Genomic DNA, 14,007 nt, shown 5'->3' with positions numbered 1-14,007 from the left:
CCTGGCCCTGCGTGTGCGTGTTCGTCGACAGGTTGGCGGTGGGCGAGGGGTGAGACACGGGGATCGGCGCCTCACCCCTGGGCCACGTGGTTAGTCCGCCGGGGAGAGTTCCACTTCGATGTTCGGCTGTGGTTGATTGTTCTCGTGGGTGATGACGAACAGCCGGTTCAGGTCGGCTGACCAGGCCAGGCCGCGGGGTGCGACGGTTTCGCCGGTGTCGAGCGCGATGGTGTTGACCGGGGTGACGCCGTCGGTTTCGTAGACCAGTACGTCTTTGCTGTCGGTGGTCAGGGCCCCGGCGGCCACGTACTGGTCACCGGGGGCGACCGCGACGGCGTTCGGCCGTGGGCGGATGGAGTAGGCACCTTTGCGGGCGAGATCAGCCGGGGCGAAGGCTTCCACTCGATCGCGTGAACCGGCAGCGCTGTGCAGGGTGGTTCCGTCGGTGTTCAGGTCGAGGTCGGTCAGGCTCGCGCCGACGACGTCGCCGGTCGCGCCGGCGGTCAGGGCGCCGCCGTCGAGGTGGTAGACCTGCACGGTGGACAGGCTCAGGGCGAGCTGCCCGGCGACCACCGGCCCGGTGGCGGTGTCCGCCGCGGTGAGCAGTGGCGCCCGCTGGAACCGGGTGGCTCCTTGCAGGTCGCCGGTGACTGGCGGGGTGGCAGCAGGGTCGAGTTTGCCGATCTTGCCGTTGAAGGTGCCTTCGCAGCCGTAGCCGAACCAGATCGTGCCCGCGGTGCGCGCCAGGTGGGTCGGGCAGGTCCCCGCCCCGGTGCTGTGGCGGGCGGTTTCGGCGAGGGTGGCTGTGTCGATCACCGAGATCGCGTCTCCCGCGGCGAGCGCGGCGAACAGCCGCGTTCCGTCGGCGGACAGTTCCAGGCCGGTGGCGCCGGACTGCCCCGCGATGGTCTTCTCCACCCTGCCGGAGAAATCGGTGACCACGATGCCGTTGGAGCTCTGCCCGCCGCTGATGAACACCTGTTTGTGCACGCTGTCCACGGCGATGTCGCCGAACCCGGACAACGGCAGCGCCCGCGACGCCGACGCCGCCGGCCCATTCAGCACGCTGAGGCTGGTCAGCGCCAGCAAGGTCGTCATTCCCGCGGCTATCCGGTGTTTCATCCTGCGCACCCCTCTACCTCCAGTTGGACAGGTCAGATCCGGCGGTCCTGCTCGATCAGCTCCCCCTCGGCCGCGCGCTGATAGGGCCCGTGCTCGGGATCCCACAGCGCGAAGAAGTCCAGGTGCCCGAGGCCGGTCCGCTCGAATTCGTCGATCATCGGGTCGGTGAACAGCAGCGGGCCGTCGGGCCAGCTGGTGGTGCGGAAGATCATCAGGCCGTCCAGCCGGTCGGCCCGGAAGGCGTAGCTGTTCACCTCCCACAGCTCGTGTTCAGGTTCGAAGTACTTGATCGCGGAGTTCTCCTCGTCGAGCACGTCCGCGGTCACCAGGTTGCGGAAGACGTTCAGTTCCATTCCCGGGCAATCCAGCGGGAGCAGTTCCCCGTAGTCGGCCAGCACGGGCCCGAGCGCGCCGATCGCGTCGTCGCGGAGCATGAGCAGTCGGTTGAGGTGCCAGGGAAAGGAGGTCATCCGCTGGTAGCCTTTACCGTCGACCAGCTGCATCTCGATCGGCGACCACTGCTCGGCGAGCGGAGCCGAGTCGTACTCCAGCCGGTCGTTGTCGGCCGGATCGACCGGCGTCACCCAATGGCAGTCACCCGGGGGGTCCATTCGGTAGATGCGCACGTGCCAGCTCCTCTTAGTTCTTCAGCGCGAATTGACGCCCGCCGATCAGCTCCGCCCGGATGTCGGAGAGAATCGCGTACACCTGCTTCCGGGAACGGGCCGCGGCGAGTTTGTCGTCAATGTAGTTCATGTAGCTTTGCCTGAAGGTCTGGTTGTGCGTGGTGCGGCTGGAGCCTGCCGCGGCCGCCGCGCGGCCGTGCTTGGGCAGGTAGACGCCGTTGGCGGCCTCGTTGATGTCGATGCCGAACTTGTCGAGTTTGGCCTGCGCGCGCTTGGCGGCGGGATTGTTCGACCCGTGGGGCACGATGTGGTGGGCCTCCATCTTCGCCCCCGGCGGACGGGCCGCGCCCGTGTCGCCCCGGGCGGCCGCGTCCTTCATATTCGCCGCGAGCTTGCACGACTCGCCGGCGTTGTGCACCAGCAGGTCCCGGCTCCCCGCGGAGACGAAGTAGGTGTGGATCCCGTCGATGGTCAGGTTGTGCACCCGCTGATCGGCCTCGATCCAGGAGCGGGTGTCGAGAACGGTCAGCCGGTTGCCGCCGACTGTGCGGACCGAAGACCCGGGTTCGAGGTTCCCGGCGTCGACCCAGCGGCCTTCGTCGTCGACCCAGAACGGGTGCCCGTCCGTGGCCACGACGGTGCCGGTCGCCGTACCCGCGTCTCCGTCGGTATCGACGGTGAGCCGCACGAGGGTTTTGTCGCCTTGGCCGGTGATCAGGCCCACCACGGCCTTGGCTTCGGTGCGCCCGGTGTCGGGATCGGCGGCCAGCACGGCGTCGCCCTCGCGGACGTCCTCGATCGGCCGGTAGGTGCCGTCGGCCATCAGCACCGAGGTGCCCGGGACGAAGCTGTTGCACGTGCCCTTCGTCGCGCTGGCGCCGCCGCCGTTGGCGGCCTTGCCGCCGCCGGAGCCGCTGCCGGAGGCCTGCTTGCCGGTGCTGGCGGTGCCGCCGGCCTTGCCACCGCCGGCGCCGGAGGGTTTGCCGTTGCTGGCTCCGCCCGCCTTGGGTGCCGGTTTGGGCGCTGGTGCGGTCTTCGCGCCGTTGGCTCCGGCGTCGGTGGCCTTGCTCGCGGTCTTGGCCGCTCCTGCGGAGTCGGCGGCTTTGCCGGCGCCTTGGACAGCTTCGGCGCCCTTGACCGCGTACTTGCCCGCCTTCACCGCCGAGGCGGCATAGCCGGCGAACGGCACCGCCGCGGCGGCCGAGAGCGCGGCGTTGGCGTAGTCGCCTTCGGCGGCGTACCAGGCGGCGTTGGCCAGGTCTGCGGCCTCGCCGACGACCGGGACCAGCCCGGCGACGTCGAGCGCGGCGTGGCCGAGTTCCTTGGCGTTGTCGCCGACCCAGTCCATCGCGTCGTCGAACCAGCCGTGCCCGTCGATCTCCACCTGCGAGAGCGGGTTGCCCGCGCCGAAGGTGTAGCGGTTGTTGGTCCACGGGTCGGTGCTCATGCCCAGGTCGGCCAGCGCGCCGTTGTAGAGGTCGAGGGTGAGGAAGCGGTTCAAGCCTGGGGAGTAGTCCCGGAAGCCCATGTCGTAGGTGCCGGTGGCCTTGTCGTGGCGGGCGGTGTTGAACCGGTAGGAGTTCTGCTGCTCCTTGTCGGGGTTGGCCGGGTCGGGCTTGTCCTCGCCGGTGAATTCTTTTTCGTCGTCCTTGCCGTAGGCGGTGTAGCCGTAGGTGGCGGTGGCGTTGCCGTCGGCGCCAGTGACCTGCTCGACGTCTGAGTGCGGGTTGAAGCCGAGGAAGGCGTCTTCCTCGCTGCCGTCGTCCTTGTACCGGATCTGGCCGAGCATCTCGCCGTCGGCGGAGTACTGGTAGGCCTTGCGCAGCTTGCCGTCGACGTCCTCGGTGAGGACCTGTTCGGACATGCCCAGGTAGTGCAGGGCCGTGGTCTTCTCCCCGTCACCGCCGGCGTTCTCGGTGCGGGTCTGCTCGCGGTCGAGCGGGTCGTAGGTGTACTTGGTGGTCTTCGGGCCGGTGCCCTGGTCCTTGACGTGCTCGATCTTGCGGTCGAATCCGTCGTAGGTGTACTTCTCGATCTCCTTGCCGGACTGGGTGACCTTGGCGAGCTTGCCGAAGGCGTCGTAGTCGTAGTTGGCGGTCTGGCCGTCGGTGTTGGTGGAGATCAGGCGGTTGCGGTCGTAGTCGAAGGAGGTGTGCGTGCCGTCGATCGTCTGGTCCCAGACGTTGCCGTTGTCGTCGGTCTTGTACTCCTCGGTCCGCTCGCCGTCGGTGCCGTTCTTGGTCACCTTGCGCACCCGGTCGCGTGGGTCGTAGGTGTAGGCGGCGTCGGTGTCGACCGTGGCACCGTTGTCGTCGGCGTTCTGCTTCTTGCCGTTGTCCCTGGTGCGGTTGGAGTTCGCGTCGTAGTCGAGCTGGTGGTCGTTGACCACGGTCTCGGAGTTCTTCTTCTTTTCCAGCTGGCGTTTGACCAGGCCGTCGAGGTAGTAGGTGAAGTCGACGGTGTTGCCGTTGCCCTTGACCTGGCGTTCGACGTGCCCGCGCTTGGTGTAGGCGAAGGTGGTGACCTTGCCGGCGTCGGCGTCGTCCTTCTTGTTCGTGATCTTCGAAACCAGGTCGCGGGTGTTGTACTCATACGCCGAGGACTTGCCGTCGAACTTGGCGAAGGTCAGGTTGTCGTTCTCGTCGTAGTCGTAGTCGGTGGTGTGCTCGACCGCGCCGCCTTTGATCTCCTTGACCTTCGCGGCCAGGTTCACCTCGTCGTAGGTGATGTCGTAGGTGTCGACCGGGCTTCCGGGGGTGGAGTCGGTGAGCTTGGTCAGGTTGTCGTTGGCGTCGTAGGTGTGCCCGAAGGTCTTCTTCTCGTCGTCGGCGTCGGCGCTGTTGTCGCGCACCAGTTGCACCGCGTCCGCCGCCACGGTTCCGTTGGCCTGGCCGGACAGCGTGATGGCTTTGGTCTGCCCGGCGGTGAAGGCGTACTTGCCGAGGCTGACCCACTCCCCCGCCCGCTGGGTCTGGTCCACCGTCACCGTGCTGGCACCACCGTCGTGCTCGACGGAGTAGCTCGCGTCGGTAGCGGTGGCCTGCGGGTAGCGGACGAGGACTTCGTAGTCGCCGTCGGCGGGGATACCCGCCTTCCACATGAAGTTCTCGCCCGGTGCGCGGGTGTCGGCGGCGCGGTACTGGGTGCCCTGGAAGCCCTGAGGTGAGTCCGCGGCGCGGAAACCGGGCGTGGCCTGGGTGCGGATGGCGTTGGAGTTGTCGACCAGCACGACGTTCTTGCCCACCGGCACGCCGTCGTCGGCGCGGGTCTTGAGCTTGCCGTCGGGGTAGTACTCCCAGGTCTGCACGCGCTGGGAGGCGCCGCCGGCGCTGGTCACCGTCCGGTTGGACTGCTGGCCGGTGGCGGTGTAGTCGTAGGTGGTCTCGAGGTCCCAGGAATCGGTGGACGAGCGCACCCAGCCGTTGTCGAAATAGGTCTGCTTGGTGATGTTGCGGGTGGTTTCGCCGTGCGAGGGCGGGGCGCTGATCTCGGCGACCTGGCCGAGTTCGTCGTAGGTGTAGATGGTGCTGACCGCGGTCTTGTGCTCGGCGTCGGCCGGGTCGTAGGGCAGGATTTCCTCGCGCGGCCGGTTGAGCTCGTCGTAGACCGTTTCGGAGACGAAGTCGTTCACCTCACTGGGCGTGTCCACTCCGCGCGGGTTGATCGTGCGGGTCAGGTTGCCGACCTGGTCGTACTCGTAGCGGGTGCTGAAGTAGCGGATCCCGCCGCCGTCGGCGCTGTGCGGGGAGCGGACCTCGGTCTGCATCGCCCGCTCATCGAGGGTGATGAGGGTTTCGTTGCCCTCTTCGTCGATGCTGGCGACCACGTTGCCATCGCGGTCGTAGCGGGTCTTCGACGCGTGGTTTTCCGCGTCGATGGTCTCGAGCACCTGGTGGTTGGCGTCGAAGACGTAGCGGGTGGTGAAGTCGGTCGGGTCCGCGGTCTTGTTCTTGCGGGCGTCGACTTCCTTGACCAGGTTACCCACGTCGTCGTACTGGGCGGTGTTCCGGTTGCCGTTGACGTCGACGGCCTCGACGAGCTGGCCGATCTCGTCGTAGCGGAAGGTGTAGCTGAAGTCCTTGTCGTCCCCGGAGGTCAGCATGCCCTTGGGTTCGGTCTGTTTGATCAGCTGGCCGACCGGGTCATAGGTGAAGGTGGTCAGCTTCTCCGGGCCGTCCGGGGTGTCCTTGGGCGCGTAGATGCCGACCTGCTGGTCCATCTCGTCGTACAGGGTCCGGGTCAGTGCCCCGTTGGCGGCCGTGCTGGTCACCACGTTGTCGTTGGCGTCGTAGCGCGGACCCGGCGTGACGATGTAGGAGCTCGCCGCCTGGTCCTTGGGCACCGTCGAATCGAGTGGCCGTTTGAAGATGTCGTAGGTGTAGCTGCTCTGCTTGCCCTTGGCATCCACTGTGGACAGCACATTGCCGACATCGTCGTAGCGATACCGGCTGCTGCAGTTCAGCGCGTCGGTGATCAGTTGCGGGAAGCCGTTGGCGTCGTAGTCGGCGAAGCGGGTGGTGTGGCCGTTGGCGTCGGCCTGATCGATCAGGTGCCCGAACTCGTCGTAGGAGTACCGCGAGGTGTAGTCGCTCGGGTCAGCGGTGACCGTTCCCTTGGGATCGGTGACGGAGAGCAGGTTCCCGCGGTCGTCGTAGACGAAGACCCATTTGCGACCCTCGGGTGTGGTCTTCTCGGTCAGGTCAGCGACGTAACCATCCATTGTGGTCCGGTAGCCCAGCTTCGTCGGCGGCCAGTTCTGGCGGTTCGCCTCCGCGTCGCGGATTTCCAGCGGCAACCCGGTCTTCTGGTCGTAGACCCAGCTGGTGGTGGCGCCGTTGTTCTCCACCATCCGGATGACGTTGTTGTCCTCGTCCCAGTGCAGGTTGCTCGCCTGCTGCTTGGCGTCGGTCAGCCGCTCTGGGCGGCCATAGCCGTCCATCAGCACACGCGTGGTGTGGCCGTTGCCGTCGGTCAGGCTGCCGTCGATCGTCGAACCGGTGTTCCCGTCCGGATCGACGTAGTCGTAGGACATCGGGGCGTTTCGGCGATCCCGCACGGTGCGGACGTTCCACTTGCGCAGCGGATCACCGCTGTCGGTGAAGTACTCGACACTGGTGGAATGGCCGTTGGGATCGACCACGCGGTTGAGCTTCGTGCCGTCCTTGTCGTAGAAGAAGGTGAACGTCTTCGCGTCCGGGTTCCCGGCGCCGTCGACGACCTCCTGCAGGTGTCCCTTGTCGCTGTAGGTGAAGTTCAGCACCCGGCCGGAGACGTCGGTGATCGACTTGAGCTGGTCGATGATGAACAGGTTGTCCAGGTTCGTGCCGGTCAGCTTCTTGTCGCCCAGGAAGTACGAGAAGACGTCACCCTGCTGGTAGTAGTCCAGGGTCAGGGTGCGCCGGCCGGTGGCATCGGTGACGTGCTGCAGCACGCCGGTGTTCCGGTTGCCCAGCAGCGCGCGCTCGTAGGTGAACGACATCGTGTTGCCGTTCTTCTCCACCGTCGCGGTGTGGTAACCCTGGCCGTCGAAGAAGAACTGCGTGCGCTCCGGCGTGGTGAACACCCAGCGCCGGTCCTCCTTGCCGTCGGGCAGGTACTGCAGGTACAGGTGCACACCGGCGGGGCTGTCGTAAGTCCACTTCTTCGAATCCAAGCTGTCGTGCTTGTTCAGCTCGAACAGGTGACTGGTGCCGTCCCCGTCAACCAGCGTGACCGTGGACGGCCAGCCGAGGATTCCCGGCAGCAGGCCGCCGAACTCCAGCGGGGTGCCCAGCCTGTTCAGCGTCGAGGCGGTGACCGACCAGCCGTAACCAGTGTAGGAATCGGAGGTGTCCGAGCTGTTGTAGTTCGACCGCACAAAGCTGGCCAGGCCGCGGGACGGGTTCGTCAGGGCGTCATAGCTCCACACCGCGTTGCCCGAATACTGGTTGACCGACAGATTGCCGCCGGCTCCCGTGGCGACTCCGCCGTACTGGTAGAACTTCTCCAGCCCCAACTGGTCCGAGGTCGGCTTTTCCACCCGGACGTCCTGGTCCAGGGTCGGCACACCAGCGGTCTCGGACAGCCACTTCCACGCTTGCCGGTCGTAGACATCCCAGCGCAGCATGAATTGCTCGCGCTCGTTGCCGATATCAGCCAGTGCCGGTGCCGCCACCTTCGCGTCCAGCGTTACGCTCGCTCCCGGAGCGAGGTCCGCGGGCAGCGCGGTCTCCAGTCGGTTCCCCGGAGTCGCGTCCGATCCGTTCGGCAGCGTCCAATGGTAGGAAAGCACGTGCTTGCCCGCGACGAACGGGGTCGCGGTGGTATTGGTCAGCGTCACCTTGACCGGGTATTCGTCCCCCGGAATCATCCGTCGCCCTGTGTCCGGCGCCGAATAGGCCGGCGAAGCGGCCGCGGATGTGGTGAACGGCCGCGGTTCGGGTGCCTGGCGGGCAGTGGCCTGCACCGCGGGTGGGGCCGCCAGCGTCGGACAGGTCGGTGACGGTGGCGCCGCAATGCGCGGCGGAAGCGATTCCTGCGCCGAAGCCGACGGGGCGATCGGCACGAGGCCGCCCAGCACCACTACCGACAACGCGCCCAGAACACCGACGCGGAAAGATCTCCCCATGCCCTCAAGTCCCCTCACAGCACGACTTCGAATGCGTTCAACGCCGTTCCAGAACGTGACGGAATCGGTGAACGCACCCAGAATTGTTCGTGTAGTGGAATTACGTGCCGAGCCCCAGTGGTGCCCACCGCGAAGGTGCCACCGCATGACGCGTGTGCCCCCTGCTTGACACCACGCCACACCGAATTGGCCGCACACCAGAAACCGAGCATCCCCGAATGCTCGAATGAACCCCCTGGCACTGAGCCGAACGCCAGCTAACCACCGTGCCGGGCGAGCCACATCTGCCATCCGGGTGACGGCGTCTGTGTTCGACCCCGGCAACTGCTGAGCACTAGCGTGCGGAACCTCGGAACCAAGCCCTTGGCCAGTCGCTGCACTGCGACCAGGGACACTGCGGGCTACGTCGAGCACCATCCACGCATCCCATCTCGCGATATGGCCTGCGGGCGGCGCATCCGACAAAGCCACCAGCCTGCCGGGCTGTCCAAAACGCAAGCTCATCCGCATAGCGCGCGTTCGCCAGGGCGAGGCGTCGCCCTATCCCCCGAGCGTCCCGGCCGACCAGGCCGCGGTGCGCCGGGTTCGTCGTTAATCGTGATGCGGCTTCCGCGGTCACCTGTGTGTCCTCGCCACTGACACGATCGCGTATCGCGGCCGGAGACGAACAAGCCCAGCGCTCCGAGCACGTTCGCGATCAAGTCACGAGGGCTTGGCACTCGGCGAGGCGATGGCACTGCCGAACTCATGCTCATGAAAGCGGAATGAAGCACTGCCCGCATCCTCGAACGCGATCCAGAAGGACAATTTCCATTCACCGGAAGGTCGGACTTCTCGCTTCAGGCGAGCAGGCTCCTATACCGCGGTCCCTACATCAAAGGACCCAAGGACAAACCGTTGCTCAGTAGGAAACCGTATGCGGCATAACACGCTGACCACCAGCCAGCCGCGGGGCTCCTCGGCGCGCGCCCGGCGGCGCTCCGGGCGAGGCCGCGCAGCGGTAACAGTATTGGGCCTGGGTGGGGCAGTACGATGCTCGGCGCGGGCCACAGAACCCCTACTTCGGACCGTGGTGGCAGCGCATGAACGGATTGGAGCCACGATGACCGTCATCGACGTGGACCGGCACGGAACCGTCGCGATCTCGGACGATCCGGCTCACGCGGCTTATCCCATCGCCAGGTGGGAGCGCGTTGCCCGACCGGCAGCGGAGCCGGGCGTGCGCTCGCATGCTCACGCCGTTGTCGAGGTACTCCGCCGTTTCGGCGGGCACGCGCCCCGAGCGGTGCTGGGTGGGGAGTTCACCGCACACCCCGGTACCGAAACGGTCATCGAGGTGGGATTGGCCGGGCGCGGTATGTTCGACACCGACGACGCGCCCCGATGCTCCAGTCTGCTGGGCGAAATGACGCTGGTGGCGGGCCTTCCGGCCGAACTCGCCGCCGAACTCGCCACCGCGGTGCGCGGCCACAGTGCGGCCTTACCGGCGGGCACCCTGCGTGTGCACCGTGCCGCGTACGACTTGATCAACTCGTCCGAGGCTATATTCGCCCAGGCGGCGGCGGCCCTGGTCACCGTGTTGTCCGCTCGGGTATACGGCCAGGAGGTCCACGACCCCACTCGGCAGCTGGTCAGCACGTGGTGAGAAGGGCGCAGCTCGAGATGGGCGACAGGTTGCGAACGTGCCTTGGCAGGAAGGCCGACGACCCAGCAGGGCCGCCTACTGGAACAGTCTCCGGCCACAGGTTGCTTACTGAGGAGAAGGCCTGGGCCGCGCGCTTTCCCGGCTTGGACGAGGTCTACCAAGCGTCAGCTGACCGTGGGAGTCGAGGCTGTTACGGAGTCGGTGGGTCTTCAATCTCGTGCATTTGTGGAGCGCGGGTAGCAAACCGCACCAGCTTGGTTCTACTTCGGCAGAGTCCGGGGGACCGGTCACGGCGCGCCTGATCATAGTCGGGGGAGGCCACGAGGTCACAACCGCGCCGAGGCAAAGCCTGGAGTCGACGCCGAAGGACAGGTGGTAGACGCGGTCGCAAGGGGAGGTCGAGGCGGGCAGGGGCCTGGTGGGCAGCGACCAGTGCAGCCCGCGCCCACATGCCCCGGCGGACCGGGCGGCCGCCGATCTCCCCGTCCGACGTGGCGATGCAGTCGGTGGTGGTTACCGGGCTGTCGTAGCGCAGCACCTCCGCGACTGCACGCGGACCAGCGATCGGTCGAGGCGATATTGCGACCTGGCCGAGGGCTGCATGCCTCCCGACGTCGACGTCCGCCGCACTCGGCGCGCGGCCCACCGCGACCACCTGGCTCGACGCCGGAATGTCGATCCCGCCGACCCCCACACACCCGCGCTGAGCGTCGCGGTCTGGACAGAGCTGCTCGAGCGCTCCTGGACCTGTCTCGCCCAGCACGCTACCCAGGGTGCGCTCGGCCCCCCGGTGCAGAAGCGGGGATAGACCGGACTGATTGTCCTCGCCGACCGCGAGAGTATGTATTGCCGTGGTCGCGTCGAGCCGCGCCTAGCCTGCGCAGACTGCGCACGCCAGTGTTGCGTGCTTACGTGAACTCGTCGGCGAGCACCAGGTCGCTGAACTGGTCGCACTCGCCCACCAGCTGCGCGAGCAAGCGGGCTATGGAGATGCACCGGTTCGTCGGCAACCCGCCCGCCGGGACGCCGCCGGGCATCGCCACACCGACGATAGTGCCGGGCTGGGCCGACGGGCACCTGCTGCTCGGCGCCCCGGACCCAGCCACTGGCGTCCCCGGCACCGACACCACTCTCGTCGTCGTCAAACCGTGCTCAGCGTCCGTGATCCTCAGCGGGGCGGCCGCCGGTTGGGGGAGGTCCTGCTCTACGCCTGGGTCAACAGCGCCGAGCTCTACCGATTCCGGCGATTCGGGTCCTGCTGGCACGCCAAGGCACGCTCATCAGCTGGGTCCTCGAGGACCTCGCCGGGCAACTGCTCGGCATGGCCGAGCACAGCGAACGCTGCCGTGACCACGACCGAGATCTGCTCAGCGGATGCAGGCCCACGCGGATATCCGGTTGCCACTGCGCTGACCCGAACCGCACCTGGCACCGCCGGGCTCTTCACCGGCGTGACGAGACCGCGACCAGCCCCGTTGCGTGTGTTACGACCTCGTGTAGGGACCCCGCTATCGCGGGCGAGTACCCTGCGCTACTACCATTCCCGCTGTCGCACGGGGATCCGCAACGGCCGTCACCCCGTGCGGCTTCCGAGAGCGGTCGCTCTCGCGGTACAGGCCGACCGTGGGATACCCACGCGCCTGAGAGTTCCCCACAACGACCGGCAGGCACTGCTGGTGGAGTTGGCACCGGGCGCGCCGTAGCCACGCGACGTACCGCACTGTGTCCGTGGTGCACTTGGCCTAGCTCGTGGCGGCAACTGGGGGTGAATCAAGGCCCGGCTGTTCGCGGAAGTACGGCAGCAGCACACTTCCCGCCTGATAGCACAGCCCTATGGGCAGTCTGCCGTACCACGTCCGCAGTACCTCACCCGATGAGTCGAATGACGTCCGCCATGCGATGCCGGCGAGTGATGACGCGACCGCTGGTGTTCCAGCGCTCTGGCACGGCGCGGCACACCGGTCAAGACGTTTCGGCGTGCCGCAGCCGATCAGTGAGACGATTGCTGCCGCAGCCACCACATTCGGCCACAAAGGACACTGGATGCGCGACACCGACATCACCGATACCGACATCACCGCGGCACAGCGCATTATCGCGAGGTACGAACGCTACTTCGACGATGCCGACCGGCCGGACAACGGCAGCCTCGCCGAAGAGTTCCAGCGGTTCGTCGCCGAATTACGGGAGGTGCTGCCCGGCCGCGACGCGAACCAGCTCTTCGAGCACGCCGCACAGTTGCGCGACAGTGACGGTGAACGTGTACCCGCCCGCTGGAGCGGCACGACGGACCAGCTCGCCGAACAGGCGGCAGCGCTGGAAGCCGCAGCGACGATCCTGGAGCTGGCTGACGGTAAGCAGCCCCATCCGTGACCGCCGGCCGCGGCCCAGAGCACCATCGAGATCGAGATCTTCGCCGTCGAGGCGCAGAGGCGCGGCCACGGCGTGGGAACGGCTCTGCACCACGCCGAATGCCATCTCACTGACCTCGGGATCCGCCCTCGTGCTGGCCAAAGTCGATGCCGCGGACATGCCCGTCCTGCGCTGGTACCGCCACCGCGGCCCGCCCTGGCGAGTCCTGCAATATCTCCACCCCGGCCGGCCTGGCGAGCGCGAGCGCGGGAGATGACCGGCAGTGGTGCCCTTCTATGCCGCTGAGCGTGTGGCTATAGGTCAACATGGGAGCATGGGCGAGGCATTGGACGGTCAGACGCGCGAGTTCCTGGCCGGGGTCGACGAGCACGCGCGACGTCTGCTGGGCGCTCCGGGCACCGAGTACGACGTGGGCCTCGAACTGATGGGCTACTCACTGCCGTACATGGATGCCGTCGAGTCGGCGGTCGGGGTGTACATGATCTGGGGTGCGTTGACCGACGGGATCGATGGACCGGCGGCTGGTGGGCCGGAAGCGAAGGAGTCAGTCATCGCCGACATGCGCCGGGCGGCTTCAGAATGGCTGACCGCCTCGCGAACGGGAGCCGCATTGCGGATCTACCTTGATCACTGGGTCCACGACGAATGCGGCTATGCGCGCTGAGGGCGCCCATGATGGTAATGGCGTGATCCTCTGCGTAACGGCCGAGTCGCAGATGGTTATCACCGGATCGGGGTCGCCCGTAGTCTGCGCGGACGGTGCTGGGATCGAAACTGAGGTTGCGACCGCCCGTATCACGGTGCAGGCGGGCCTTATTCGTCGGTGATGGTGAGGGGGTTGACGGGAAGGCGCCCGGCGAGGAGTTCGGTGAGCAGGTGGGGCAGTGTGGCGGGGAGTAGTTTGTCGGTGCAATGCTGGAGTTCGGTGGCAGTCCACCAGCGTCGTTCGATGATTCCGGCTTTCTCGTTGTCGGTAAGTTTGAGCACGGTTTGTGGTGCGGGGTTCGATGTGCGGGCGAGGAAGACGTGGTCGATGCGATGATGCTCGCGTTTTTTGTAGTGAAAGCGGGATTCGCGGATCCAGAGTTTGCGGTCGAGGGTGGCGTCGGTAATACCAGATTCTTCAGCCAGTTCGCGGCGTGCGGTTTCGGGGAGGGTTTCGCCGTGGTCTTGGCCGCCGCCGGGAAGTTCCCACCAGTGGTGTTCAGGGTCGGCGGGGTCGAGTGCGTGAATGAGTAGGACGCGATCAGCCGAGTCGAGGAGGAGGACGCGGGCTCCGATGCGGGGGGTGTTGGTGTACTGGGGCATCCTGCGGTGACTCCTCGTGGTCGGCTGGCGGGGCGGATGTCCGGCAGTCGGCGACGAGGCGGAGCGTGGTGACTCGAACAGTGTGGGCTCAGGCTCGGTGACTGCCACCACGGCGGCGAAGCGACTGCCACTTCCCCACCCTAGGCGCGTGCCTCCGGAATCGAACATCACGGTCATGCACCCGCTGCGGGCCGGCTCGGCGGGGTCGACCGGTTGATCTGGCGGGCACCGGCCTGCGCGCGGTGGGACAGGTGCCGGTTCCAGTCCACACTGCAGGGTGGGTTCGTCAGTCGTCAGAGCCGTGCTGGCACCAGGGGATTGTCGCG

Annotated in this window: 8 protein-coding genes; 3 read left to right on the top strand and 5 right to left on the bottom strand. The window is 66.9% G+C overall.

Annotation, left to right across the window (positions count from 1 at the left end; all coding sequences use genetic code 11):
- Positions 1-90: 90 nt before the first annotated feature.
- The 3 genes from JOM49_RS26480 to JOM49_RS26470 are packed head-to-tail and all read right to left on the bottom strand — an operon-like array spanning position 91 to position 8,067.
- Positions 91-1,098, bottom strand: a complete 1,008-nt coding sequence (locus tag JOM49_RS26480) for a YncE family protein (RefSeq protein ID WP_209666926.1) — start codon at positions 1,096-1,098, stop codon at positions 91-93.
- 56 nt (positions 1,099-1,154) lie between these two features.
- Positions 1,155-1,748, bottom strand: coding sequence for a hypothetical protein (locus JOM49_RS26475; protein ID WP_209666925.1), 594 nt, complete (start codon positions 1,746-1,748; stop codon positions 1,155-1,157).
- A gap of 13 nt (positions 1,749-1,761) precedes the next feature.
- Complete coding sequence (locus tag JOM49_RS26470; RefSeq protein WP_209666924.1) at positions 1,762-8,067, bottom strand: golvesin C-terminal-like domain-containing protein; 6,306 nt, start codon at positions 8,065-8,067, stop codon at positions 1,762-1,764.
- Positions 8,068-9,457: 1,390 nt separating this feature from the next.
- Here JOM49_RS26470 and JOM49_RS26465 point away from each other — a divergent pair.
- On the top strand, positions 9,458-10,000 hold the full coding sequence (locus JOM49_RS26465) for a hypothetical protein (RefSeq protein WP_209666923.1): 543 nt from the start codon (positions 9,458-9,460) through the stop codon (positions 9,998-10,000).
- A gap of 908 nt (positions 10,001-10,908) precedes the next feature.
- Here the strand turns inward: JOM49_RS26465 and JOM49_RS43855 are convergent.
- Positions 10,909-11,043 (bottom strand): hypothetical protein, encoded by a 135-nt coding sequence (locus tag JOM49_RS43855; protein ID WP_281068333.1) that lies wholly within the window; start codon positions 11,041-11,043, stop codon positions 10,909-10,911.
- A 790-nt stretch (positions 11,044-11,833) separates the two neighbouring features.
- On the opposite strand from JOM49_RS43855, the gene JOM49_RS26460 reads away from it, so the two are divergent.
- Both JOM49_RS26460 and JOM49_RS26455 read left to right on the top strand, forming a co-directional pair.
- Positions 11,834-12,373, top strand: a complete 540-nt coding sequence (locus JOM49_RS26460; protein ID WP_209666922.1) for a PLC family EF-hand domain-containing protein — start codon at positions 11,834-11,836, stop codon at positions 12,371-12,373.
- Positions 12,374-12,686: 313 nt separating this feature from the next.
- Positions 12,687-13,037 (top strand): hypothetical protein, encoded by a 351-nt coding sequence (locus JOM49_RS26455; protein WP_209666921.1) that lies wholly within the window; start codon positions 12,687-12,689, stop codon positions 13,035-13,037.
- Between the two features lie 149 nt (positions 13,038-13,186).
- Here JOM49_RS26455 and JOM49_RS26450 read toward each other — a convergent pair whose 3' ends face one another.
- Positions 13,187-13,681 (bottom strand): NUDIX hydrolase, encoded by a 495-nt coding sequence (locus JOM49_RS26450; protein ID WP_209666920.1) that lies wholly within the window; start codon positions 13,679-13,681, stop codon positions 13,187-13,189.
- Between the last annotated feature and the right edge of the window lie 326 nt (positions 13,682-14,007).

Origin of the sequence: Amycolatopsis magusensis (assembly GCF_017875555.1) — a bacterium.
Taxonomy (GTDB): Bacteria; Actinomycetota; Actinomycetes; order Mycobacteriales; family Pseudonocardiaceae; genus Amycolatopsis; species Amycolatopsis magusensis.
This window is presented reverse-complemented; position numbering and strand designations above follow the sequence as displayed.